This window comes from Mesorhizobium metallidurans STM 2683, assembly GCF_000350085.1.
Lineage (GTDB): Bacteria > Pseudomonadota > Alphaproteobacteria > Rhizobiales > Rhizobiaceae > Mesorhizobium > Mesorhizobium metallidurans.
Genome location: NZ_CAUM01000117.1, coordinates 14,877 through 39,299 on the forward strand (window position 1 = coordinate 14,877; position 24,423 = coordinate 39,299).

The following is a 24,423-nucleotide window of genomic DNA, read 5'->3' on the forward strand; positions in this document are numbered from 1 at the left end:
ATGATGAGTGCAAAGGCGCCTGAAACGGCGGACGAATTTCTGGGTGGGCTGAAGGGACAGCGCGTGCTGGTGACGGCCGGTGCCGGCGGCATCGGCCTGGCCATCGCCGACACGCTGTCGCGGCTCGGCGCGCGCATCGTGGTGTGCGACGTTTCCGACGAAGCGCTGGCAGCCGCACCCGGCAAGATCGCGCTCGTCGATACGGTCAAGGCCGACGTCTCGCGTGAGGCCGATGTCGACCGGCTATTCGAGGCGGTCAAGGAGAAGCTCGGCGGGCTCGACGCGCTGATCAACAATGCCGGCATCGCCGGGCCGACCGGCGGCGTCGACGAGATCGATCCGGCGGACTGGCGGCGCTGCATCGACATCTGCCTGACCGGCCAGTTCCTCTGCGCCCGGCGCGCCGTGCCGTTGATCAAGGCGGCGGGCGGCGGTTCGATCGTATCGATGTCGTCGGCGGCGGGCCGCCATGGCTACGCGTTCCGCACGCCCTATTCGGCGGCCAAGTTCGGCGTCATCGGCCTCACGCAGAGCCTCGCCAAGGAACTCGGGCCGCACGGCATCAGGGTCAACGCCATCCTGCCCGGCATTATCGAAGGCCCGCGCATCGAAAGCGTCATTGCGGCACGCGCCAGGCAGGTCGGCATCAGCCATGAGGAGATGACGGGGCGCTATCTCCAGAACATTTCGCTGCGCCGCATGACCAGCCCCTACGACGTCGCCTCGATGGTCGCCTTCCTGCTCTCCGATGCCGGCGTCAACATTTCCGGCCAGTCGCTCGGCGTCGACGGCAATGTCGAAACACTCTGAGGAACCGATCGATGGCAAAGGTGGCGATTGTCGGCAGTGGCTTCATCGGGCGGGCCTGGGCGATCAGCTTCGCCCGCGCCGGCCACGATGTGCGCATGTGGGACCAGTCGCCGGCTGCGACAGGCGGCGCCCGCGACTATATCAGCGGTGTGCTGGGTGATCTCGCGTCGAACGACCTGCTGCGCGGGCAGACGGTCGACGCCGTGCTCGATCGCATCGCCGTCGTCGCGGAGCTCGAGGAGGCGCTGACCGAGGCCGTTCATGTCCAGGAGAACACGCCGGAAAACCTCGACGTGAAGCGCGAGGTGTTTTCCCTGATCGATGCGCTGGCCGGTCCGCAAGCGGTGATCGCCAGTTCGACCTCGGCGCTGCTGCCGTCGAAATTCACCGACCATCTCAAAGGACGGCACCGCTGTCTCGTCGTGCACCCGATCAATCCGCCCTATCTCATCCCGGCGGCCGAGGTGGTGCCGGCGCCATGGACCTCCGCTGAGACGGTCGAACGGACCAGCGCCTTCCTCGTTGACGCCGGCCATGCGCCGCTGGTGATGCAGCGCGAGCTCGACGGCTTCATCATGAACCGTTTGCAAGGCGCGCTGCTGGAAGAGGCTTTCCGGCTCGTCGCCGACGGCTATGCCAGCGTCGAGGATGTCGATATCGGCATCCGCGACGGGCTGGCGCTGCGCTGGTCGTTCATGGGACCGTTCGAGACGATCGACCTCAATGCGCCCGGCGGCGTGCGCGACTATGTCGAGCGCTACCAGTCGATCTATTCGAACATCTTCCCGCAGATGCTGCGCCGCGTCGACTGGGCCGGCGAGGTCATGGCGACGGTGGAAAACGGCCGGCGCAAGCGCCTGCCGCGGGAGAGCCTCGGCGAGCGGCAGCTGTGGCGCGACCGCCGGCTGATGGCGCTGGCGGCGCACAAGAAAAAATCGGATCGGGAGTTTGGAAAATGAGAGAAACAAGCCGCAAGCCCGGCGCCATGCAGACCGGCGGCAAGGTCATCATCACCTGCGCGGTGACGGGGGCGATCCATACGCCGACCATGTCGCCCTATCTGCCGACCACGCCGGACCAGATCGCCTCGGAGGCGATCGCCGCGGCCGAAGCCGGCGCCGCGATCCTGCATCTGCATGCCCGCGATCCTAAGACCGGCAAGCCCGACCAGACGCCCGAGGCCTTCGGCCGTTTCCTGCCGCGCATCAAGCAAGGCACCGACGCCGCCATCAACATCACCACTGGCGGCAGCCCTTACATGAAGGTCGAGGAGCGCGTGCGCCCGGCCGCCCAGTTCAAGCCCGAGGTGGCCTCACTCAATATGGGTTCGATCAATTTCGGGCTCTATCACCTCGCCGACAAATACCAGACCTTCAAGTTCGATTGGGAAAAGCCGCATCTGGAAGCGACGCGCGACCTCGTCTTCCGCAACTCGTTCAGGGATATCAAGTACATTCTGGCGACCTGCTACGACAATGGCACGCGCTTCGAGTTCGAGTGCTACGATATCGCCCATCTCTACAACCTCTCCCACTTCGCCGATCGCGGGCTGGTGAAGCCACCGTTCTTCGTGCAGTCGGTGTTCGGGCTGCTCGGTGGCATCGGCACGCATCCCGAAGACGTTGCCCACATGAAGCGTACAGCCGACCGGCTGTTCGGCGACCAGTTCCGCTGGTCGGTGCTGGGCGCCGGTGCCAGCCAGCTTCGCATCGCCGCGCAGTCGGCGGCCCTTGGCGGCAACATCCGCGTCGGGCTGGAGGACAGTCTCTGGGCGGGCAAGGGCAAACTGGCGAAGTCGAATGCCGAACAGGTGTTGCTTGCCCGCAAGATCATCGAGGGGCTCGGCATGGAGGTGGCAACGCCCGACGAGGCGCGCGAGATCCTGTCATTGAAGGGCGGCGACAAGGTGGCTTTCTGACCAGTCGCGGCGCCGGCGCCAAACAAAGGAGGAAGGCATGAAGATCGAAGTCGTGGTGGACGTGAAGACCACGCTGGGCGAGGGACCCCTGTGGGACGTCGAACAGCAGCGCCTCTACTGGATCGACAGTTTCGACGGGCGCGTGTTTCGAGCCACCGCCGACGGACGCGAGATCCGCTCATGGGACGTGCCGATGAAGATCGGCTCGATGGCGCTGCGCAAGGACGGCAGCGGCGCGGTGGTCTCGCTGCAGCGCGGCTTCCATCTGCTCGATTTCGCCACCGGCGATGTGACTTTGATCCACGATCCGGAGCCGGACAGGCCGACGAACCGTCTCAACGACGGCAAGGTCGACCGGCGCGGCCGTTTCTTCGCCGGCTCCATGGACACGATGGAAGAGGGGCCGTCCGGCGGTCTCTACAGACTCGATTCGGATTTTTCCGTCACCAGGATCGATTCCGGCATCATCTGCTCGAACGGCCCGTGCTGGAGCCCCGACGACCGCACCTTCTATTTCGCGGATACCTGGACTGGCGAGATCTGGGCCTACGACTACGACATCGCCACGGGTGCGGCGACGAACCGGCGCACCTTCACCCGTGTCGACACCAGCCGCGGCGGCGCGGCCGACGGATCGACGGTCGATGCCGAAGGGTTCCTGTGGAATGCGCTGGTCTATGATGGTCGGCTGGTGCGCTATGCGCCCGACGGCAGCATCGATCGCATCATCGACATGCCGGTGAAGAAGATCACCAGCGTCATGTTCGGCGGACCGAAGCTGGACACCCTCTACGTCACCTCGATGGCCAAGCCGCCGCTGCCGCGTTTTCCCGGCGACGGCGTCCTGCGCGGTAGCCTTTTCGCGATCACCGGCCTTGGCGTGACCGGAACACCGGAGCCGAGATTCGGCGGCTGAAATGATCTTTTTCGTCCGCTGATACCGTCCGGCACATCGATGGTCACGACGGCCTGGTCGGCCATGCTGCGGATGAGCGCCTCGATCGAAACACTGGATCTGAGGACCGTCAACACTTTCACGTCGCGACTCTTGTCTCATCGGCCTGCAAGCTCGGCGCCGCGAAGCCTGATCTTCGTACGGATTCCGACATGACCCGCGCGATTTCGGCTCTGCGCTCCAGGCAGCGTGACACCGGCCCGGCCATCACCACGGATAGGCGCTTGACGCCGAGCGGGATCGGGAAGGAAACGCCGGCGAGATCCGGAATGTATTCGGAATTGCTCTGATGGTAGCCCCGCTCAGCGGCGGCGCGCAGCTCCGCTTCGATGCGTTCGATGCTCATCGGCGTGGTATCGGTATACTTTTCGAAGACCAGCTTGCGATACAGCGTCTCCCTCTCCTTCGGCTCCATCTGCGCGAGGATCGCACGGCGGGCCGAACTGGCATGGATCGGAACCCGCGTTCCCACTTCGGCGAAGCAGCGGATCGGCTGGCGCGACTCGCGCACGTAGAGGAAGACGGCGAAGGGCCCGGAGGCGGATCCTAGTGCAGTCGTCTCACCAGTGCGCGTAGCGATCTCGTCAACCATTTCGCGCAGCGTGTCGGGCAGCGGGTCGTTTTCGCTTATCGTCTGCACGACCGATTGCCAGCGCGGACTCGGATAGTAGCCGCCGCGCAACTGGGCGGCTGACCTTCGATCCGCCGCTCGATCATCTAGGCCGCGTTGACGGCCAAGTTTTCCTGCCCTCGTCCCCCAATTTCATGGACCCGGCGACCTGCAGGTACCAGCTGGATGTCTCGGATCAGTCAGTTGCTTAGTCGATAGGCACATCCATTGCTTGACACTGTTTTGGGCAACTCCTAGAAATCTGGACCAAATGGTAAAATAAGGGGATCTGAGCCATGACGACCGACGTGCTTCTATCTCGCCGAGCCTTGCTCGCTTCCGCCGCGGCACTTGGTGCAACCGCATTCCTTCCGAACGCCCGCGCATCCGCTCCAATCAAGGTTGCGGGCATCCACGGCTCGCCGGTCGAAAACGCCTGGAACTCGGTCCTGCACAAGGCGCTGCAGGACGCGGCATCCGAAGGCGTCATCGAATATGTGTTCTCCGAAGGAGTGTCTGGCACGGACTATGCGCGCGCCATGCGTGAGTATGCCGAGCAGGGCAACAAGCTGATCATCGGCGAGGCGTATGCGGTGGAAACCGAGGCCCGCGAGGTAGCCGCCGACTATCCGGAAACGACCTTCGTGCTCGGTTCGAGCGGCAAGGAATCAGGTGACAATTTCGGCGTCTTCGGCACCTGGAACCATGACGGTGCCTATCTCGCCGGCATGCTGGCAGGCAAGATGACCAAGAGCAATATCGTCGGCTCCGTCGGCGCCATGCCGATCCCGGAAGTCAACATGCTGATCAACGCTTTCGGCGAAGGCGTGAAGGCCGTCAATCCGGACGCGAAGCTGCTTGTCGCCTTCATCGGCACTTTCTTCGACCCGCCGAAGGCACGCGAAGCCGGGCTTGCCCAGATCGACGCCGGCGCCGATATCCTGTTCGGCGAGCGCATCGGCACCGCCGACGCCGCCAAGGAGAGGGGCATCAAGTCCGTCGGTTCGCTAATCGACTACACGCCGCGCTACCCGCAAACCGTCTTCGCCAACGCACTTTGGGGTTTCCGCCCGATTCTCGACGCCGCTCTTGCCGACGTTGCGGCTGGCAAGCCGGTCGGCAAGGACTACACCGCCTTCGGTCTCCTCAAGGAAGGCGGCAGCGACATCGCTTATGTGAAGGGTGTCGCCCCGGCCGATGCGGAAGCCGCGATGGAAGCCAAGCGTGCCGAGATCAAGGCCGGCACCTTCGAGGTTCCTCGTAACATGGATGAACCGAAGTAAGTCAGTTCCTTATGGACGCCGACGCGACAGCTCTTGTCGAAGCGATCGGCTCCGGAAAGTTGACGGCGCGGGAGGCGATGAAAGCATCGCTGGCCGCTGCCAGATCCCACGCTTGGCTTGGGGCGATCGTCTATCTGGACGAAGGGAGGGGCCTGGCAGCCGCGGAGGCCTTCGACGCGCTGTCATCGGACGACAAGGCCGTGAGAGCGTTTGGTGGCGTGCCAACCCTTGCCAAGGATCTCGGCGGCCCTTTTAGAGGTTTTCCCGTTAGCGCCGGTTCGAGATCGATCCCGCGACTTGGCGGCCTTGCCGATTCCGATCTCGCCAAGCGCTTTCGCAATGCCGGCTTTTGTCTGTTCGGCCTGACGACCAGCCCCGAATTCGGCCTTTCGCTCGCCAGCGAACCAGCGATCGGACCGATCTCCAGAAATCCTCTCGCACCCGACCTCAGCTCCGGTGGCTCGTCCGGCGGCGCAGCGGCTGCCGTTGCCGCGGGCATCGTCGCTATCGCCCATGCGACCGATGCCGGTGGCTCTATCCGGGTTCCCGCTGCCTGTTGTGGCCTGGTGGGCCTGAAGCCGGGCCGTGGCGTCATGCCGGCAGGGCCTTCCTACGACAACTATCTCGGCGGCATTGCCAGCGAACTCGCGGTCTGTCGTTCGGTGCGCGATGCGGCCTCGGCCCTTGCCGCCTTGAGCGGCGAAGCGAAGGGACCTTTCCCGCCGGTACGGCAATCCGGGCTGCCGTCCTCGCGGTTGCGCATCGGTCTGCTGACAAATACGGGCAGTGCGTCGCCGACCGAAGCAGAGCGACTCGTGGCGGTAGAGGCCGCGGCCAAATCTCTGGAGAAGGTCGGGCACGAGATCGTACCGACCGACTGGCTGCGCATCGAGCAGATCGCGACGGCCAGTACACGGGCCTTCGCCGATGTCGTCGCGATCAATCTTGCTGAAATGGTCAAGCGGCTATCCGCCGATCTGTCGAGTGCCGAGCCGATGACCCAGGCCGTGCTTGAACGCGGTCTTTCGAAGGACGGAACGGAGATCTGGCGGCTGATAAACGCCATGGCCTTCATCAGCCGGGACCTCTGGCGCGTCTTCGACGACATCGATTGCCTTGTCACGCCGATGCTGTCGACGGCACCGAAGCCGGTCGGCTCGTTTCCGACCGATCATCGCGATGTCGATCTTCATTTTTCGCGAATGACGGCCTTTGCGCCGCTTGCACCGCTCGCCAATGTATCGGGCTTCCCAGCCATCACCCTGCCTTTCGGGATCGACGATGCGGGCCTGCCGCTTCCGGTCCAGCTTCTCGCGCCCATGGGCGAGGAGGGACGCCTTCTTGCGCTTGCAGCCCTCCTGGAAAAGGAGGAACGTTGGTCCCACGGCTTTCTTCTCGCGGGGTTTGCTCGATGAACGATGCCGCCCTGGAGATCCTAGGCGTCAGCAAGCGCTTCGGCGACAACCTCGCCAACGACGACATTTCGCTTTCCCTCGCCAAAGGAGAGATCGTGGCCCTTCTCGGCGAGAACGGTGCCGGCAAGACCACGCTGATGAGCATTCTCTTCGGGCACTATGTCCCTGATACCGGTTCGGTTACGGCAATGGGCAAGGAACTGCCGCCCGGCAAGCCGCGCGCGGCTATCCGCGCCGGCATCGGCATGGTGCACCAGCATTTCTCGCTCGCGCCAAATCTGACGGTGCTCGAAAACGTGATGACCGGCACGGAGAGCCTCTGTTCGCCGGTCTCGAATGTCGCGGCGGGCCGCAAGAAATTGCTGGGCATATCCGAGCGCTTCGGCCTGAAGGTCGATCCGGCTGCCCGCGTGGGCGATCTCTCCGTTGGCGAGCAGCAACGCGTCGAGATCCTGAAAGCGCTCTATAACGATGCCCGCATCCTGGTGCTGGACGAACCGACGGCCGTGCTTACCAATATCGAGGCCGAAAAGCTGTTCTCTACCTTCAAGGAGATGGCGCGGCTGGGCTTGTCGCTGATCTTCATTTCCCACAAGCTCGATGAAGTCATGGCGACAGCCGATCGCATCGTCGTCCTGCGCGGCGGCAAACTCGTGGCCGAGCGCAAGGCATCCGAGACCAGCAAGGCCGAGCTTGCCGAACTGATGGTCGGCCGCAAGGTGACGAGACCGGTCCGCGATCCCTCCACGCCCGGCCAGGTAGGGATTGAAGCGGCGGGCGTCACGGTTCGGGTGGGCGGCGTCGACCGCTTGAAATCCATCGATTTCCGCGTACTGACGGGAGAAGTGCTGGGTATCATCGGCGTTTCCGGAAACGGACAGGCGACGTTGGCGCAATTGCTGAGCGGCACGGTCGGGCGAACTGCGGGTGACCTTTTCCTGTTCGGGCAGCACGTGGGGGACCTGACGGTCGCAGATGCCGTGGCAACCGGCATCGGCCGCATTCCCGAGGATCGTAACCGCGAGGGCGCGATCGGCGAAATGGCGATTTGGGAAAATGCCATCCTCGAAAGGCTTGCCCGGTTCTCCCGCCGCGGTCTGGTCGACCGCAAGGCCGCAATTGCCTTCGCCGGTCGGATCCTGTCGGCATTCGATGTGCGCGGCGGTTCGCCGACGAGCCGCACCCGCCTTCTGTCCGGCGGCAACATGCAGAAACTCATTCTCGGGCGAAACCTCATCGAGCACCCCCGCATTCTACTCGCTGCCCAGCCGGCCCGCGGCCTGGACGAAGGTGCCGTCGCCGCCGTGCACGAGCGAATCCTCGATGCGCGTCGGGCAGGCACAGCGGTACTACTGATCTCCGAGGATCTCGACGAGGTCATGATGCTCGCCGACCGCATCCAGGCGATCGTCGGTGGCAGGCTGTCCCCGCCGGTCCGCGCGCAAGACGCCGATGCGCGCAAACTGGGCCTGATGATGGCCGGCGAATGGGAAGGACGCGAGGTAACCGATGCGGTTTGAGAGGCGGGAACATCGGTCGACAGCGCTGGTCATAGCGGCGCCGCTGATTGCCGTGGCCGGCGCGTTCGCCATTACCGGCATACTAATCGCCATTGCCGGGGCGCCGGTGTTCGAGGCCTACTGGAGGATTCTGACCGGCGCCTTCGGTTCGCGCCTGTCGGCCACGGAAACGCTGACGCGTGCCACGCCGCTGATCCTGACCGGACTTGCGGCGGCAGTCGCTTTTCGGGCGCGGCTCTGGAATATCGGTGGCGAGGGCCAGTTCTATCTCGGCGCCATCGCCGTCGCCGCCGCAAGCGCCCATATTGCACGTGGCCTGCCTTCGCTCGTGCAGATCCCCCTGCTCTTCGTCGTCGGCGCCGCGGCCGGCATGTTACTCCTTCTGCTGCCGCTCTGGCTGCGCCTGCGCTTCTCCGTCGACGAAGTGGTGACGACGCTGCTTCTGAATTTCGTCGCGCTGCTCTTCGTTTCCATGCTGATCGACGGCGTGCTGAAAGATCCGGCAGCCTTTGGCTGGCCGCAGTCGGAGGCGGTCGATGCCGCTGCCCGGCTGCCGAAACTGCTGGCCCGCTCGCGCCTGCATATCGGCCTGGGCCTCGCCGTTGCGATTGCCTTCATCGTCTATTTCGTCCAGTCACGCACCGTCTTCGGCCTGCAGTCGCGAGCGGCGGGCCTCAATCCGTCCGGCGCCGCCTTTGCCGGTGTGCCGCTGGCCCGCACACTTGTCATCGTCGCAATGATCTCCGGCGGTCTCGCTGGTCTCGCCGGAGCCATCGAGGTGCTGGGCGTAAAGGGCTATGTAACCAACGACCTGTCGCCGGGCTACGGCTATTCCGGCATCGTGGTGGCCATGCTTGCCAACCTGAACCCGCTCGGCGTCGTGCTGGCGGCGCTCTTCACGGCGGTCATGTTCGTCGGCGCCGACGGCATGAGCCGGAGCATGGGCATCCCCACCTATATCGCAGATGTGACCGTCGCATTGTCGCTGCTTTCCATGCTGATCGCCGTCTTCTTCACGCAATACAGGATACGCCGATGACCGCGCTGATCGACATCCTCGGTTCTGCCGGTCTCTGGGCCGCGGTCCTGCGCATTGCCACGCCGCTTATCCTCGGCACGCTCGGGGCGCTGCTGTCGGAACGCTCGGGCGTGCTCAATCTCGGCATCGAGGGCATCATGACCTTCGGTGCCATGATCGGCTGGCTTGCGGTCTACAACGGCGCCGGTCTATGGACCGGATTGCTCGTTGCAGCGTTGAGTGGCGCGATCTTCGGCCTTCTGCATGCCGCGCTGACGGTCACGCTGGGCCTTTCGCAGCACGTCTCCGGCCTCGGCGTCACTTTGTTTGCGTCGAGCTTCGCCTACTACGCTTTCCGACTGATGGTGCCGGTCGCCGGCACACCGCCGACGATCGTGCCCTTCCAGCCGCTCGATATCCCCTTTCTCTCCTCGTTGCCTTTCTTCGGGCAGGCATTCTTTACCCAGACGGCGCCGACCTATATGGCAATCTTGCTTGCCGTCCTGCTCGCCTATTTGATCGCGCGCACGCCGGTCGGACTTGCGATCCGCATGACAGGCGAGAATCCGCACGCGGCGGAAGCGCAGGGCATAAACCCAATGACCATCCGCTATGGGGCGGTGGTCGCCGGCAGCGCCTTGATGGGCGTCGGCGGTGCTTTCCTGACGCTCTCTGCGTTCAACAGCTTCTTCCCCACCATGGTGCAGGGCCGCGGTTGGATCTGCATCGCGCTGGTTGTATTTGCCTCGTGGCGTCCGGAGCGGGCGTTGTTCGGTGCCTTGCTATTCGCCCTCTTCGACGGTTTTCAGCTTCGTCTGCAGACGGTGCTCAGCGGTGTCGTTCCCTACCAGATATTCCTGATGATCCCCTACCTGTTGTCGATCGCCGCACTCGCCGTCATGGCGCGCCGCGCCCGCGTTCCGCAGGCTTTGATGCAACCCTACCGCCGCGGCGAGCGCTGAGGGAGGCTCCAAGGAGCAACTTATGTCGACCTGATAAGAAGGGGCGCTGCGCTGCCCGCCTGCGAGCCCATGTTGATGATCGTTCGCTTGCGCCCTGCGGCGAATGCGGTTCCCGATTTCAGGCAGACGCCAGACCGGCCGTCTACATGCCTCACGACCATGAATGGTGAAGAGCCGTCCCACCTTCCCGCTTGACGAACGCATATCTCCGTGGCTATACGTCAATCAATAGCCATTTGGTTATTGATTTTGAAATCAAGCGGCGCACATGGCGAACGTGACAGACGGAGAAAGTGCAAAAATGAAGCTCAAATTGACCAGCGTGTATGTGGACAACCAGGAAAAGGCCCTGCGCGTCTATACCGAAGTGCTCGGCCTTGCGAAGAAGGCCGACTTCAGCAACGGACCGTATCGCTGGCTGACCGTGGCCTCACCCGACGAGCCGGATGGAACCGAGCTGCAACTCGCGCTCAACGACAACCCGGCGGCCAAGGCCTACCAGCAAGCCATATTCCAGCAGGGCCAGCCCGCGGTCATGTTCTTCACCGACGACGTCAAGGGCGACTACGAGCGCATCAAGGCGCGCGGCGCCGAGTTCACCATGCCGCCGACCGAGGTGACCGGCTCGACCATCGCCCAGCTGAACGACACTTGCGGCAACCTTGTTCAAATCACCCAGCTGGCGCGCTGGTAAGGCGAGGATTATCGATCCGACATGACGAACGCTCGCGATGTGCTCTTCAGGACGCTCGCCGACCCGACGCGGCGGGCGATCTTCGAACGGCTGTGCCGCCAAGGAGAGCAGACCGTGGGCGCCCTGACTGCGCAGGCCGGGATCTCGCAACCGGCCGTCTCGAAACATCTCGGCCTTCTGAGGCAGGCCGGCCTGGTGCGCGATCGTCATGAAGGACGACAGACCCATTATAGCGCGCAGCTCGGCGCGCTTGCCCCCTTGATGGACTGGACAAGCGAGATGGCCGGGTTTTGGGAAGCCCGGTTCGACCAACTCGAAGACTTGCTGAAAAGGATGGACCAATGAATGAAACAACGGCCGAAACGCGTTCCGTCGTTGTCGAGCGTGAGATCCCTTATCCGCCGGAAAAGATCTGGCGCGCGCTCACGCAATCACACCTGATCGAGGAGTGGGGCAGCCGCTTCAATCTTACCGCGGACTGGGGCGCGGTGGACTGTCAGGTTCAGGCAGTCGAGCCGGCCAAAACGCTGTCCTACACCTGGGACACCAAGGATCTCAGGAGTGTCGTCACCTGGACGCTCACCCCGACGAGCACGGGAACCCATCTGCGCATGGAGCAGTCGGGCTTCCGGGCGGACCAGCGGCCCTATTATCAGGGCGCAACGGTCGGGTGGCGCAAATTCTTCGCGAACCTGGAACAAGTCCTGGCGCGGTTGGATTGACGTCTGCCGGTTGCAAGGAAGGCTGCCGTTTCGTCTTCAGGGGAGGTGTGAATTGAATTGGAACAACTGGGTCAGGCAGATCCACCGCTGGCTGTCTATTGCCTTTACGGTGACCGTCGTCGCCAACTTCGTCGCCATGGGATCGGGAGAACCTCCTCTCTGGGTGGTCTACTCGCCGCTCCTGCCGCCCGCCTTGCTGCCGTTCACCGGCCTGTACATGTTCGTGCTGCCCTATGCCACCAGGTGGCGCAGCGGGCGAGGCGCCAGCGTACTGGAGTGAACAAAATGGCCAGGACGTCCAGGAAGCCGGCGAAGACCGCAAAGGAGACCACCGCCCAAGAGGCTGCTGCGAAGCCGGCCCTGTTGTCAGGCGGCAACCCCCAGATCGCAAAGGCCTATGGGGATGCCCCCGTACAGGCCTACATCGCGGCCATGCCGGGCTGGAAAAGCGACGTCGGCCTACGCCTCGACGCGCTCATCGTGCGCGCTGTCCCCGGCGTATACAAGGCGGTCAAGTGGAACTCGCCCTTCTATGGCATCGAGGGCCAAGGCTGGTTCCTCGGCATCCACTGCTTCACGAAATACGTCAAGGTGGCTTTCTTCCGCGGCACGTCGCTGCAGCCTGTTCCTCCCGGCCAGTCCAAACAAAAGGAAGTGCGCTATCTCGACATCCACGAGGACGACCAGCTCGACGAAGCCCAGTTCGTCGCCTGGGTAAAGCAAGCCAGCCAATTGCCCGGCGAACGGATGTGACAACAACCATGAAGACAGCGAGAACAGCCATGAAGAGGAGCGACTCGAATGAAGGGGAAGCCTCTCCCTCCCAGTTGATGGATGCGAGAATCAGGGAGTTGGGCGATTGGCGGGGCGAGACGCTCGCCCGGATTCGGCATCTCATCAAGCAAGCCGATCCCGAAGCGGTCGAGGAGTGGAAGTGGAGAGGGGTTCCGGTGTGGTCGCACGCCGGAATCATCTGCACCGGCGAGACCTGCAAGAATGTCGTGAAGATGACCTTTGCCAAGGGCGCCTCGCTGGAGGATCCTTCGGGCCTCTTCAACTCCAGCCTCGAAGGCAACACCAGGCGCGCCATCGATATTCATGAAGCCGACACGATCGATGAAGAGGCGTTGAAGGCGCTCATTCGCGCCGCCGTGGCACTGAACATGTCGGCGCGAGCCCGCCCCGCCCGCTCTCGGAAAACGCCAAAGAGCGCCTGAAAGCATTTCTATCCTCGCGTTATCGAAGCCGGCTCTTTGCGCACGACTGCGATCCGCAACTGTTCACAAAACGACGCAAATCACCTCTGCGGCAGGGCAGTATTTTATTGCATCTTGCCGCTATCCTCGGCAGAAGCGATCGGGGAGTGCGGGTGGAGAAGCGTGCGTCCTGACGGGCCGCAAATTTTACAGCCATGGGAGCACCTTCGTGACCAAAACAACCGCCTCAAATCCACTGGGTGTTCATGCTCTTGTGTGGGCTGGCGACACGTCGCGTCAGTCGATCGAAGTCGCCGTCGCCCGCACCTCCGAGTCTGGCTTCGACCTTCTCGAACTGTCGCTGCACGATCTCGACCGCCTGGACGTCGCTCATGCAAAGGGCTTGCTGCTTAATGCGGGGCTCCACGTCGCCTGCTCGCGCGGCCTGGCCTTTGATGCGGACGTGTCCAACGAGGACACAGCGGTGGTGGAACGCGGCGCGCAATTGCTCAAGGCATCGCTCGATGCGACGGCGGGCCTCGGCGGCCGCGTGCTCACCGGCGCGCTCTACAGCGCCCTTGGCAAATACGGCTATCCGGTAAGCGCCCGCGGTCGCGCCAATGCAGTATCCGTGCTCCGCGACCTTGCCAAGGCCGCCTCGGCAGTCGATGTCGTGCTTGGCCTGGAGGTCTGCAATCGCTACGAGACAAACGTCGTCAATACGGCAAGACAGGCCCTCGAACTGGCCGACGACATCGGCGCCGACAACATCATGATCCACCTCGACACCTATCACATGAACATCGAGGAGGACGACCTGGTGCGCCCGCTGCATTTGGTCGGCGACCGGCTCGGCTATGTGCATATCGGCGAGAACCATCGCGGTCTGCTGGGCTCCGGCCATATCGACTTCACCGGCTTCTTCCATGCGCTCGACGACATTGGCTATCACGGGCCAATAACGTTCGAATCCTTCTCGTCTGCGGTGGTGGCGCCGGGACTGTCGCACGATCTGGCGATCTGGCGGGATCTGTGGACCGACGGCGGCGCGATCGCCTTGCATGCCCGCCAGTTCGCCGCATCCCAGATCGAGGCGGCGAAGGCCAGGCCAAGTTCGGGCGAGCGACGCTAGACCGATTTTGTGGTGCTGCGAACAGCGAGAACCAATCGATGACCGGGAAGGCCATGCCTATCGACCACGAGTATTTTCTGCGCCAGGCCTTCAAGGTCGCGATCCGGGCTCAGGAAACCGGCAACCATCCCTTCGGCGCGATCCTGGTCGGACCGGACGGCAGCGTGCTGATGGAGCAGGAGAACGCTTTCAATCCGACCCGCGACATGACCGGTCATGCCGAGCGCGTGCTGATGACCCGGGCTTCGCAAGGCTACGAGCCCGCTTACCTGCGCCAATGCACCATGTACACGTCAGCCGAACCCTGTGCGATGTGCGCAGGCGCCGCCTATTGGGCGGGCATTGGCCGGGTCGTCTATGGGCTCGGCGAAAGTGAGCTGAAGGCGATCACCGGCAATCATCCGGAAAACCCGACCCTCGACCTGCCCTGCCGGACGGTTTTCGAAGCCGGTCAGCGCACTGTCGAGGTCATCGGGCCGATGCTGGTCGAAGAAGCCGCGAAAATGCACGAGGGTGTCTGGTAGGGCTCAGCTTAATCCCCGAGCAGGCGCCGCTACCAGTGTCCGAGTGCAACTGGCGCCAGCGATATGCATGGCGCGAGCCGCTAGTCCGATCACCCATGTGAAATGACGTTGTTGCACTCAAGGCTTACTGCTGTACCTTCAAAGGTTGTGGAGGTGTGAGCTCTTATGCTGCTTGAGCGAGAGGGGCCGCTTGGAACGTTGTTGGCCCGGGCCGAGAGAGCCGCGGCCGGACACGGCGCGACCGTGCTGGTGGACGGCGAAGCGGGCGTTGGCAAGACTTCGCTCCTGCGCGAATTCGCTGAGGAGGCCGACGGGAATTGCCGGGTGCTGTGGGGCTGGTGCGAGGCGCTCTTTACACCACGCCCGCTCGGTCCTCTTCAGGACATGGCGCACCTGCTACACCCTCGCGTGGCGGCGCTGCTCGAGGAGACCGCGGCGCCGGAGCGGCTTTTCCCGGCATTGTTGAGCGCGCTTCAGCACACCAAGGGCACGACCGTGCTTATCTTCGAGGATATGCATTGGGCTGATAATGCGACACTTGACCTGGTAAGATACCTCGGTCGCCGCGTCTCCCTGCTTCGTACAATGCTGGTGCTCAGCATGCGCAGGGACGAGATAAGTGCCGATCATCCTCTGACCCACGTGCTCGGCGACCTTCCGTCCGCCTCGGTGCGCCGCCTGACGCTGGAACCGCTGTCTTCCCAGGCAGTGACAGTGTTGGCCGAGCAGGCCGGCCGCTCCGCCGACGGGCTTTATCGCATTACCGAGGGCAATCCCTTCTTCGTCACCGAGCTCCTGTCCAGCAGTGAGGCCGAACCGGGGCGCGTGCCCGATTCCATACGCGACGCGGTCTGGTCGCGCCTGTCACGCCTGACGCCCGGAGAGCGCGAGGTGCTGGAGGTCATGAGCATTATGCCGGGCAGCGTCGAGCCATGGCTGATCCGGTCACTTCTCGGGGACGAGGCCGAGGCTCTCGTGGACCGGTGCGTGGGGCGTGGATTGCTGCGGCGGGACGGTCAGGGCGCGCTGACGTTTCGCCACGAGCTTGCCAGGGAAGCCACCCTCGACCGCCTCGCTCCGTCTCTCCAACGGTCGCTTCATGCGAAAGTCGAAGCGGCACTCTCCGAGCTTCCGGCGGCGCAGGCAAGCGCTCTGCTTTGGCGACGGGTACACCATGCCGGGGGCGCCGACAACGGCGAACGCGTACTGGAGCTCGCGCCGCGGGCCGCCCGGCAGGCCGCGCGTCTGGGCGCGCATCGAGAGGCAGCTTCACATCTGGCGACCGCGCTGAGATACGTTTCAGGGGCGCCGTCGGCGCTGGCAGCCCAGCTTTGTGAAGACTGGGCCTACGAGGCGGGCCTGTCACTGTTCGTCTATGATGAAATCATCGAGGCACGGCATCGCGCGATTGCGATCTGGCGGGAGCTTGGGCGCATCGATAAGGTCGGTGCCAATCTGCGCTGGCTGTCGCGTCTCCACTGGCGCCGCGGAGAGGGTCAGGAGGCGGAAGACCACGCGGATCAGGCGGTGCGCGAAGTGGAGACTCTGCCGCCCGGGCCGGAACTGGCGATGGCCTACAGCACGCGCTCGCAGCTCCACATGCTGCATTATCGCTTTGATGAAGCAATCGATTGGGGCTCGCGCGCGATCGCGCTGGCCGATCAATTGGGCGAAGTCGAAACACGCGTCCACGCTTTGAACAATGTCGGCACCTCTCTCCTGTTCGCTGACCGTCCGGGCGGCCGCGAACGGCTGGAGGAGAGCCTCGCGCTGGCACTCGAACACGGGTTTCACGACCATGCGTCGCGAGCCTATACCAACTTCGCCGAAGGCGCGGTGGTGTCCAAGGACTTCGCCCTGGCCGAACGGCTGCTCGCGGAAGGGACGGCGTATTGCGCAAGGCATGACCTCGATTCGGCGGCGCAATACCTGCTCGGCCGGCAGGCACAGCTTCGTACCGAGCAGGGCCGCTTTCGCGAGGCCGAGACGATTGCCCAGGGCGTCATGAACCTGGAGCGCCTGCCGATGGTTATGCACCTGCCGGCTCTGACGGAACTCGGCAGGGCGCGGGTCCGGCTGGGTGAACCCGGTGGCGCGGCCCTGCTGGAGCAGGCACTCCAGGAGGGTCTGTCGACCGGCGAGGCTCAACGCGTCATACCCGTTCGCCTGGCGCTGGCCGAGGCCGCTTGGCTTGCCGAGGAGCCCGACGCCGGCCGCGAGCAACTGACGGCCCTCGCCGAAATGGACCTCGACAATTTCCGTCCCTGGGATGTCGGCGAACTGGCAATCTGGTGGCAGCGCTGCGGGATGGCGGGATCGCTGCCGGTGCCGGCCGCCCGCATTCCCTTGCCGCGAGCACTGGAACTTCGCGGCGACCCGACGGCGGCTTCGGCCGAATGGTCCCGCCTGGGTCTTCCCTATGAGTCGGCGCTCGCTCTCATGCAGGTCCGCGGAAGCGATGCCGGCGCGGCGCTGGCTCGCGCCGTAACTACATTCGAGGGCCTCGAAGCGCGCCCAGCGGCAGTGCTGGCGCGAAAGCTGGCGCAGCGCATTGGAGCCGCCGGTCAACTGCCGAAGCAGCGCCGGGGGCCGTACGCCGTGGCCAGGCAGCACCCGCTAGGCCTGACGAGGCAAGAACAACAGGTGCTCACAATGATCGCTCAAGGTTTGGGCAACAAGGAGGCGGCACGGCGCCTGTCGCGCTCGCCGCGGACAATCGAGCACCAGGTTTCCGCCGTGCTCGGCAAATTCAGCGCGGCAAACCGGATGGAAATTCTGCTCCGCCTTCGCGGCGAGCCCTGGCTTTTGCCGCCGGCGGACGCCCTGCAAGCCCGTGAAAATTAGGCAAGCTCGCGAAAACCGGAAAGATCGGTTGCCAGGAAACCAAGCGACCGTGCCGATGTGCGCGGATGCCGCCATCGGAGCCGCCGCCGACCGCATGGCGATACCGCTGCGTACAAAACGCGTCGTTCCTGACGAACGCCTGTCCGCTGGAACCGCACGAAACTTAGGTAGTTCCCGCAAAGGCAAGAACATGCCCGCGAAAACCGGGAAACCGGCTGCCTAAAAATGGGTGATGGCACCGATTTGCGTGCCCGCCGGCACGCATAGAGTTGGGCTCGCAGCGTGGAAGACTTCCCAAGATCATCCACGCCTTCCTGATCCGAAGGAAGAGGGCAGTGGGGTGAGGCGCAGGAAGCCGCCGACGGCGTCGAAATCGCGCGCCGTCGGCGGGTGCCCGCACCGATCCTTCAAGTCGGGAGCGCTGCCCCTCTGCGATCCACGCGTGATCAGGAGGGAATGCCGTGTCAAGCTCGCTTCTTTTGTCGACGGCCATGTTTCAATTCCTGGCGGCCTACACGGTGATCGTGATCACGCCCGGGCCCATCGGGCTCGCGACCGGCAGCCTTGCCTCCCTGCACGGCTTCGCCAGGACGATCCCGCTCCTGGCGGGCATCGGCGTCGGAACCGCCGTTCTGGCGACCTTGGTGGCATTCGGCGCCATTCACCTCGCCGAATCCCTGTCGATGCCGACGGTCAAGATCGCGGGCGCGACGGTCCTTGGCTGGATGGCACTGCGCATCGCCAGAACGGCGCCGCCTGCCACCGGTGAAGCGCCTCGCAAACGGCAGACCGAATTGTTTGCCGGAGGTTTTCTCATCAGCTTTCTTTCGCCTGAAGCTGCCACCTTCTTCGCCGTCGTCTTCCTGGGGCTGATGCTGCCGATCCAGAATTCGAGCGAGGTGCTCATGGTGGCTGCCGTCGTCGCGATCTTCGATATAGGCTGGTATGGCTTTCTAGCCATTGTCCTTTCGCGTCCGGTCGTGCGCGCTGCCGCGGTGCGGCGTCACCGCGCCATCTCCCGGGCGGCTGGGGCAGTGCTCGCAATCCTGGCCCTCGTCTCGGCCCTATCCGCCTTTCCATCCGACTGAGACGGACGTTTCGCGGCTATTCAGGTGGCCGACGACCTCTGGGTTTGCCGGCCCTGTGCCACAGCGAGGTATCCACTCGGACCGACATCCGATCCCCGTTGAGGGGAATTCAAACCATGCCGGTCACGGTTCGAATTCGGCCTAATCCCGCAGCAGGTCGAACATCAGTTTGAAGAAGCGGTCCGCATCGACTTCGTGCGCGATGCGGGCATTGTCCTGTTCGCCACGCTCACCCCAGAAATCGGCAACGGTCGCGCCGAATGCGTAGGTGCCCGATAAGTTGACGCCGATATGGGCGGGACGCGTGCGAACCAGTGTTGGGTCGATGGCCAGCGCCAGCACCAGAGGATCGTGCATCGCCCCACCGACGCCCATCGAGTTGCGATGCAGCTTCTCGTAGAACAGCAGCCAGTCGTTGACGAGCCGGCCGAGCGGCGTGTCGATCGTCGCCAGTTCGGCATATTGCGGCGCCTCGATCAGAACCTGCATGGTGACATCGAGGCCGACCATCAGGATCGGCACGCTACTGTCCAGGACGATCTTCAGCGCTTCCGGGTCGCAGAAGGCATTGAACTCGGTCGGCGTGATGATCTCGCTCCTGCGATAGAACACGCCGCCCATCCAGATCAGTTCCTTGATCTTGGGCAGCACGTCGCGATGCTTCAGGATCAAAAGGCCGATATTGCTCAGCGGTCCGGTGGCGACCACCAGGATCGGCTCGGGCGCGGCGCGCAGCGTGTCGGCGAGGAAATCGACGGCATGCTGCTCGACCGGCTTGATTGTGGCCTGCGGCAGATAGGGCGAGCCTTCGAGACCGCTCGGCCCGTCGGCGGTACCGAGCACCAGGGGCCGCGCCAATGGACGGTGGCAGCCCTGCGCCACCGGCACGTCGCCGGCGCCGATGAATTCGAGGATGCGCAGCGCATTGGTCGTCGTCTTCTCGACCTCGGCGTTGCCGCAGGTCGTGGTGACGCCGAGCAGTTTGATGGCCGGTGAGCGATGCGCCATGACCAGCGCAATGGCATCGTCGTGGCCGGGGTCGCAATCGAACAGGATGGGAGTGGCAATGGTCATCGTATCGTCCCTCACGCCGCCCGTTCGTATCGCGCGACAGTCTGCTTGAACATGTTGAGGAAGCGCCGGCCGTCGAGGTCGGTGCAGATGCGCGTGGTCTTCGGCCCGCCACCGGGCAGCAATTGCCGGCCGCGATGGGCGACGGTCTGTCCGCGCGCAATGCGCCCATCCAGCACGACATCGACGAACAGCGGCTCGGTCATGGTGGCAAGGCCAGGATCGAACGCCAGTGCCACGGTGATCACATCGTCCATCGGGAAGCCGACCAGATCGAAGAACTCGCGCCAGATGTCGATATAGATCGGGAAACTGTCGGCGATCATCTCGAAGACCGGATTATCCCTGGCGAGCGCTTGCATGTCGGCGATGTCGTCGCGCGTCAGCATCGAGGCGGCGACGCGGTTGTCCTCGCAGATATCGAGCGGCACCAGGATCTTGTCGACGTCGGCGTTCAGCACGATGCGCGAGGCCTCTGGGTCGGCCCAGATGTTGTATTCCGACAGCGGCGTCATGTTGCCTGGGGTCTGGAAATTGCCGCCGAGCACCAGCAGACGCTTCAGCGCAACCGTAAGCAGGGGCTCCTGCAGCAGCGCCATCGCCGCATTGGTCAGCGGGCCTGTGGTCACCAGCGTGATCTCGCCGGGATTGGCCATGACCGTGTCGATGATGAAGTCGACGGCGTGACCTGGAGTTGCCTGACGGGACGGTGTCGGCGCCGGCGGATTGAACTTCTTCAGGCGGTCGCCGAAGCGGGCGACGAGCCGTTTTTCGAAGTGGACCGGCGCCTCCATGTCGGCCTTGGCGTTGCCGACGATCGGTCGCCACGCGCCGGCATGAACCGGGATGTCGTCGCGTCCGGCAAGCGCCAGCGTGTTGAGGGCGACGTTGGTGACCTGCTCGATCGGTCCGGCTGCGCCCGTCACGGTGGTGACGCCCTCAAGCTTCAGTTTTGGATTCGCCGCGGCAAACAGCACGGCGAGAATGTCGTCGCCGGCAGAATCCACGTCGAGGATTATGCGTTCCATGGAAAGTTCCTTCATAAGGGATGTTTGCCGTCAGGCCCGGTGTTTCTGTCCGTCGACAACAATCTCTGCATCGAGGCCAACGTCTCGGCGATGATCTTCGGCCGCGCGCGATAGGAGAGCGCGAACAATGCCGTGAGCGCGACGACATAGGGTACGGTGAGAACCAGGTAGGACGGATAGCCGAATGTCTGCAGGCGCAGCGAGGAGGCATCGGCGAAGCCGAACAGCAGGCAGCCGGCCAGCACCTTCAGCGGATCGCCATTGGAAAAGATCAGGATGGCGACCGCCATGAAACCGCGGCCCGACGACATGTTTTCGGTGAACATGGTGATGTAGCCGAGCGACAGATGTGCACCGGCAAGGCCCGCCAGCAATCCGCACAGCAGCGAGGCGATGTAGCGGACGCGGGTGATCGAGATGCCGAGCGCCTCGGCGGCCTCGGGCTTTTCGCCGACGACGCGAATATAGAGCCCGAGCCGGGTGCGGTTGTAGAACAGCACCAGCAGCGGCACCGCGATGAAGGCGACATAGACGATCGGCGTGAAGCCGGAGATCAGCGGCGCCCATGAGCCGAGAACGGCCCGGGCGCCGGGCAATTGGACTTTCGGCAGGCCGACGATGCCTTGACCGACGATCGAGCCACGCGTGCCGAAGATCGCTTTCATCAGCGAGATCGTCATGCCGCCGGCAAGGATGTTGAGCGCCAGCCCGACGACCACTTCATTGGCCCGGAAGCTCACCACCAGGACGGCGAAGACGAGGGCAAATACGAGTGCGGCAGCGACCCCGCACGCAACGCCGGCGAATGCCGAACCCGTCCAGATCGAGCCGAGGACGGCGAAGAAGGCGCCTGCCAGCATCTGGCCTTCGAGGCCGATGTTGAAGATGCCGGCCTTGGTGGTGAACGAGCCCCCGAGCGCGACCAGAAGAATGGGCGCGGTGGTCCGAAGCGTCGCCGCGATCAACGCGACATTGACGAGCTTGTCTAGAATTTCCATCGCCGCTCCCCGGCCTGGCTGTCGCCGCGGCGCCTGACCAGAACCTGCGCCGACACGCTGAGGATGATCAGCGCCTGGATGACGGTGATGATCTCGCGCGACGCGCTGGTATCGACTTCGAGCAGCAGCGATCCGCTGCGCAGGGCGCCGAAGAACAGCGCGGTGAAGATGGTGGCGACCGGCGAGCCGTTGGCAAGCAGCGCGGCGATCAGCCCATCGAAGCCGAAGCCGGGAGCGAAGCCCTCCATGAACCGGTGATGGACGCCGAGCGTCTCGATGCCGCCGGCCAGGCCGCCGACGGCGCCCGAAAGCAGCAGGACGACAAAGCCCTGTCGTTTCACGTTGACGCCGCCATATTCGGCGAATTTCGGCGCCGAGCCGACCATCGTCACGCCGTAGCCCCAACTGGTGTAGCGAAAGATCAGCGCCGCGCCGAGCGCCAGCACCAGGCCGATGACCAGGCCCCAGTTCAACCGCGAGAAGCTGAACAGTTCCGGCAGATAGGCCGTCGGCAGGATCGGCGGCGTCTCCGACCAGCCGCCTGGCCGCTTGAAAAGGAAGATCGTGAAATAGGAGGTGAGCAGCACCGCGACGTAGTTCGACAGGATCGTCGAGACGACCTCGTTGGTATTGTAGCGGGCACGGAAATAGGCGGGGATGGCAACCCAGGCAGCACCGGCCACAACCGCCAGCGCCAGCGCCGCCAGCATGTGAATGCCGGGAGGCAGCGGCATGGCGAAGCCGACCCAGGCGGCAGCAAAGCCGCCGAGGAAAAGCTGGCCCTCGATGCCGACATTGAACATGCCGCCGCGCAGGCCGATGCAGGCAGCTATGCCGCAGATCAGGATCGGCGTCGTCTGCAGCAAGGTGCCGGCGATCTTTTCCTGATCGCCGAAGGCGCCGCGCAGAAGCGTCATCAAGACACGCACCGGGCTTTCGCCGACCAGGAGAATGATGATCGCACCCAGGATCAGCGCCACGGCGACGGCGATGACCTGACCGGAAACCTCACGCAAGCGATCCCTGATCATGCCGGCTCCGCAGCGCGTTCCGGCGCGGCCACGCCCGCCATCATCATGCCGATACGATCTTCGTCCGCGCCATCGCCGGCGACCTCGCCCATGATCCGCCCGTTGAACATCACCAGGATGCGGTCGGCAAGTGCGGCAAGTTCGTCGAGCTGCACGGATATCAAAAGGATGGCACGACCGGCGGCGCGCTGACGCATGATCTCGTCATGGATGGCCTCCTGCGCGCCGATGTCGACGCCGCGCGTCGGCTGATCGATCAGCAGGAAATCGGCGCCGTTGGTGAATTCGCGCGCCAGCACGACCTTCTGGATATTGCCGCCCGAAAGCCGCTTCACCGCATCGCCCGGTCCTTGCGCGCGAATGTCGAAATCCTTGATCAGCCTGGAGGCATTCTGGCTGATGGCGGTCCAGTTGAGCACGCCGCTGCTGCTCCAAGGTGCGCGGTGCTGCCGGCCCATCAGCATGTTTGCCGCAATCGATGCGTTGCGGTCGACACCGCGCACCATCCGGTCGCCCGGAACATGGGCGAGACCGGCTTCGCGGATGTCTCTGGGGAAAAGCGTGGCAAGATCCCGGCCCTTCAGCCGGGCCGCGCCGTGGCTCGCAGGCCGCAGGCCCGAAAGCACCTCCGCCAGTTCCGTTTGCCCGTTGCCGGCAACGCCGGCGATCCCCACGACCTCGCCGGAGCGGACCGTGAAGCTGACATTGCGCAGCGCCGGCAACCGGCGGTCGTCGCGCGCCCACAAGTCCTTGACTTCGAGCACGACGTCGCCTTGCGACGGCGCGCGCGGCCGGCGGTCGAAGCTGACCTCACGGCCGACCATCATGCGCACCAACTCGTCCTTGCTGAGTTCGGCCGTCGGGCGCGTCGCCACCCTCTTGCCGTTGCGCAGCACCGTCACCGTGTCGGAGACCTCCATCACCTCTTCCAGATGGTGCGAAATGAAGATCACCGTCATGCCTTCCGCCACGAAGCTGCGCAGCGTCTGGAACAGTTCGCGGCTCTCCTGTGGCGTCAGCACCGCGGTCGGTTCGTCGAGGATGATGGTGCGCGCGCCGCGCACCAGCACCTTCAGGATTTCGATGCGCTGCTCTATGCCGACCGAGAGCAGCCCGACGCGCTCGGTCGGATCGACCTGCAGCCCGAACCGCTTCGACAGTTCACGCGTGCGTGCGATCTGCGCGGCATGGTCGATCAGCCCATGGCGACAGATCTCCATGCCGAGAAAGACGTTGTCGGCGACCGAGAGCGAGGGAACCAGCTTGAAATGCTGATGCACCATGCCGAGGCCCGCCTTGATGGCGACGGCCGGGTCGGTGACCACCGTCTCTTCGCCGTTCAGCCGGATCGAGCCTTCGTCGGGCTGCAGCAGCCCGAACAGGATGTTCATCAGCGTCGTCTTGCCGGCGCCGTTCTCGCCGATGATGGCGTGGATTTCGCCCCGGCGCACGGCAAGGTCGATGCCGTCATTGGCAACGAACGCGCCGAAACGCTTGGTGATGCCCGTCAATGCGACGGCCATCTCGGCTTTCATATGAAGGGTCGGCGACCCGGCGTTCGACACCATGGCTCTCGCAGATTGGACGCTGATCCGTCGCGGCAA

At 64.2% G+C, this 24,423-nt stretch carries 25 protein-coding genes; 19 read left to right on the top strand and 6 right to left on the bottom strand.

Annotated features, from left to right (window positions below):
- Positions 1 to 3: 3 nt before the first annotated feature.
- Genes MESS2_RS19090 through MESS2_RS19105 form a run of 4 tightly spaced genes read left to right on the top strand, consistent with a single transcriptional unit; the run spans position 4 to position 3,644 of the window.
- Positions 4 to 810, top strand: coding sequence for an SDR family oxidoreductase (locus MESS2_RS19090; protein ID WP_083918603.1), 807 nt, complete (start codon positions 4 to 6; stop codon positions 808 to 810).
- 11 nt (positions 811 to 821) lie between these two features.
- Positions 822 to 1,769 (top strand): 3-hydroxyacyl-CoA dehydrogenase, encoded by a 948-nt coding sequence (locus tag MESS2_RS19095; RefSeq protein WP_008876057.1) that lies wholly within the window; start codon positions 822 to 824, stop codon positions 1,767 to 1,769.
- Positions 1,766 to 2,728 carry a 3,5-dioxohexanoate:acetyl-CoA acetone transferase gene (gene kce / locus MESS2_RS19100; RefSeq protein ID WP_008876058.1) on the top strand — a complete coding sequence of 321 codons (963 nt, stop codon included), beginning with the start codon at positions 1,766 to 1,768 and terminating at the stop codon, positions 2,726 to 2,728. Before MESS2_RS19095 ends, kce begins: the two co-directional genes overlap by 4 nt.
- A 37-nt stretch (positions 2,729 to 2,765) precedes the next feature.
- Positions 2,766 to 3,644 (top strand): SMP-30/gluconolactonase/LRE family protein, encoded by an 879-nt coding sequence (locus tag MESS2_RS19105; protein WP_008876059.1) that lies wholly within the window; start codon positions 2,766 to 2,768, stop codon positions 3,642 to 3,644.
- A gap of 118 nt (positions 3,645 to 3,762) precedes the next feature.
- Here MESS2_RS19105 and MESS2_RS19110 read toward each other — a convergent pair whose 3' ends face one another.
- Positions 3,763 to 4,323: an IclR family transcriptional regulator gene (locus tag MESS2_RS19110; RefSeq protein ID WP_157357765.1), complete on the bottom strand. Its 561-nt coding sequence runs from the start codon at positions 4,321 to 4,323 to the stop codon at positions 3,763 to 3,765.
- A gap of 266 nt (positions 4,324 to 4,589) precedes the next feature.
- On the opposite strand from MESS2_RS19110, the gene MESS2_RS19115 reads away from it, so the two are divergent.
- The 15 genes from MESS2_RS19115 (at position 4,590) to MESS2_RS19185 (ending at position 18,691) form a co-directional block, all read left to right on the top strand.
- Positions 4,590 to 5,576: a BMP family protein gene (locus tag MESS2_RS19115; protein WP_008876061.1), complete on the top strand. Its 987-nt coding sequence runs from the start codon at positions 4,590 to 4,592 to the stop codon at positions 5,574 to 5,576.
- Positions 5,577 to 5,587: 11 nt separating this feature from the next.
- On the top strand, positions 5,588 to 6,991 hold the full coding sequence (locus MESS2_RS19120; RefSeq protein WP_008876062.1) for an amidase: 1,404 nt from the start codon (positions 5,588 to 5,590) through the stop codon (positions 6,989 to 6,991).
- The gene (locus MESS2_RS19125; protein ID WP_008876063.1) at positions 6,988 to 8,511 is read left to right on the top strand and encodes an ABC transporter ATP-binding protein; all 1,524 of its coding nucleotides are present in this window, start codon (positions 6,988 to 6,990) and stop codon (positions 8,509 to 8,511) included. Before MESS2_RS19120 ends, MESS2_RS19125 begins: the two co-directional genes overlap by 4 nt.
- Positions 8,501 to 9,550: an ABC transporter permease gene (locus MESS2_RS19130; protein WP_008876064.1), complete on the top strand. Its 1,050-nt coding sequence runs from the start codon at positions 8,501 to 8,503 to the stop codon at positions 9,548 to 9,550. Before MESS2_RS19125 ends, MESS2_RS19130 begins: the two co-directional genes overlap by 11 nt.
- A complete protein-coding gene (locus tag MESS2_RS19135) occupies positions 9,547 to 10,491 on the top strand; it encodes an ABC transporter permease (RefSeq protein ID WP_008876065.1) in 945 nt (314 codons plus the stop codon). The genes MESS2_RS19130 and MESS2_RS19135 overlap by 4 nt, the downstream gene beginning before the upstream one ends.
- A 301-nt stretch (positions 10,492 to 10,792) precedes the next feature.
- On the top strand, positions 10,793 to 11,185 hold the full coding sequence (locus tag MESS2_RS19140; protein ID WP_008876066.1) for a VOC family protein: 393 nt from the start codon (positions 10,793 to 10,795) through the stop codon (positions 11,183 to 11,185).
- Positions 11,186 to 11,206: 21 nt separating this feature from the next.
- Complete coding sequence (locus MESS2_RS19145; RefSeq protein ID WP_008876067.1) at positions 11,207 to 11,530, top strand: ArsR/SmtB family transcription factor; 324 nt, start codon at positions 11,207 to 11,209, stop codon at positions 11,528 to 11,530.
- On the top strand, positions 11,527 to 11,907 hold the full coding sequence (locus MESS2_RS19150) for an SRPBCC family protein (protein ID WP_008876068.1): 381 nt from the start codon (positions 11,527 to 11,529) through the stop codon (positions 11,905 to 11,907). The genes MESS2_RS19145 and MESS2_RS19150 overlap by 4 nt, the downstream gene beginning before the upstream one ends.
- 52 nt (positions 11,908 to 11,959) lie before the next feature.
- Positions 11,960 to 12,187 carry a hypothetical protein gene (locus tag MESS2_RS19155; protein ID WP_008876069.1) on the top strand — a complete coding sequence of 76 codons (228 nt, stop codon included), beginning with the start codon at positions 11,960 to 11,962 and terminating at the stop codon, positions 12,185 to 12,187.
- 5 nt (positions 12,188 to 12,192) lie between these two features.
- Positions 12,193 to 12,660 carry a DUF1801 domain-containing protein gene (locus tag MESS2_RS19160; RefSeq protein WP_008876070.1) on the top strand — a complete coding sequence of 156 codons (468 nt, stop codon included), beginning with the start codon at positions 12,193 to 12,195 and terminating at the stop codon, positions 12,658 to 12,660.
- A gap of 29 nt (positions 12,661 to 12,689) precedes the next feature.
- Positions 12,690 to 13,124, top strand: coding sequence for a DUF1801 domain-containing protein (locus tag MESS2_RS19165; RefSeq protein ID WP_008876071.1), 435 nt, complete (start codon positions 12,690 to 12,692; stop codon positions 13,122 to 13,124).
- Positions 13,125 to 13,332: 208 nt separating this feature from the next.
- A complete protein-coding gene (locus tag MESS2_RS19170; protein ID WP_008876072.1) occupies positions 13,333 to 14,235 on the top strand; it encodes a sugar phosphate isomerase/epimerase family protein in 903 nt (300 codons plus the stop codon).
- A gap of 38 nt (positions 14,236 to 14,273) precedes the next feature.
- Positions 14,274 to 14,759 carry a nucleoside deaminase gene (locus MESS2_RS19175; RefSeq protein ID WP_008876073.1) on the top strand — a complete coding sequence of 162 codons (486 nt, stop codon included), beginning with the start codon at positions 14,274 to 14,276 and terminating at the stop codon, positions 14,757 to 14,759.
- 165 nt (positions 14,760 to 14,924) lie between these two features.
- Complete coding sequence (locus MESS2_RS19180) at positions 14,925 to 17,603, top strand: ATP-binding protein (protein ID WP_008876074.1); 2,679 nt, start codon at positions 14,925 to 14,927, stop codon at positions 17,601 to 17,603.
- A 461-nt stretch (positions 17,604 to 18,064) separates the two neighbouring features.
- The gene (locus MESS2_RS19185) at positions 18,065 to 18,691 is read left to right on the top strand and encodes a LysE family translocator (RefSeq protein ID WP_008876077.1); all 627 of its coding nucleotides are present in this window, start codon (positions 18,065 to 18,067) and stop codon (positions 18,689 to 18,691) included.
- Positions 18,692 to 18,832: 141 nt separating this feature from the next.
- Here the strand turns inward: MESS2_RS19185 and MESS2_RS19190 are convergent, their stop codons facing one another.
- From MESS2_RS19190 to MESS2_RS19210, 5 genes are read right to left on the bottom strand one after another with little or no spacing between them, the layout of a single operon-like run.
- On the bottom strand, positions 18,833 to 19,765 hold the full coding sequence (locus MESS2_RS19190; protein WP_083918608.1) for a nucleoside hydrolase: 933 nt from the start codon (positions 19,763 to 19,765) through the stop codon (positions 18,833 to 18,835).
- A gap of 11 nt (positions 19,766 to 19,776) precedes the next feature.
- The gene (locus tag MESS2_RS19195) at positions 19,777 to 20,790 is read right to left on the bottom strand and encodes a nucleoside hydrolase (protein WP_083918610.1); all 1,014 of its coding nucleotides are present in this window, start codon (positions 20,788 to 20,790) and stop codon (positions 19,777 to 19,779) included.
- A gap of 11 nt (positions 20,791 to 20,801) precedes the next feature.
- On the bottom strand, positions 20,802 to 21,788 hold the full coding sequence (locus MESS2_RS19200) for an ABC transporter permease (RefSeq protein ID WP_008876080.1): 987 nt from the start codon (positions 21,786 to 21,788) through the stop codon (positions 20,802 to 20,804).
- Positions 21,776 to 22,819 (bottom strand): ABC transporter permease, encoded by a 1,044-nt coding sequence (locus MESS2_RS19205; protein WP_008876081.1) that lies wholly within the window; start codon positions 22,817 to 22,819, stop codon positions 21,776 to 21,778. The genes MESS2_RS19200 and MESS2_RS19205 overlap by 13 nt, the downstream gene beginning before the upstream one ends.
- Positions 22,816 to 24,387, bottom strand: coding sequence for an ABC transporter ATP-binding protein (locus MESS2_RS19210; RefSeq protein WP_008876082.1), 1,572 nt, complete (start codon positions 24,385 to 24,387; stop codon positions 22,816 to 22,818). The genes MESS2_RS19205 and MESS2_RS19210 overlap by 4 nt, the downstream gene beginning before the upstream one ends.
- Positions 24,388 to 24,423 lie beyond the last annotated feature (36 nt).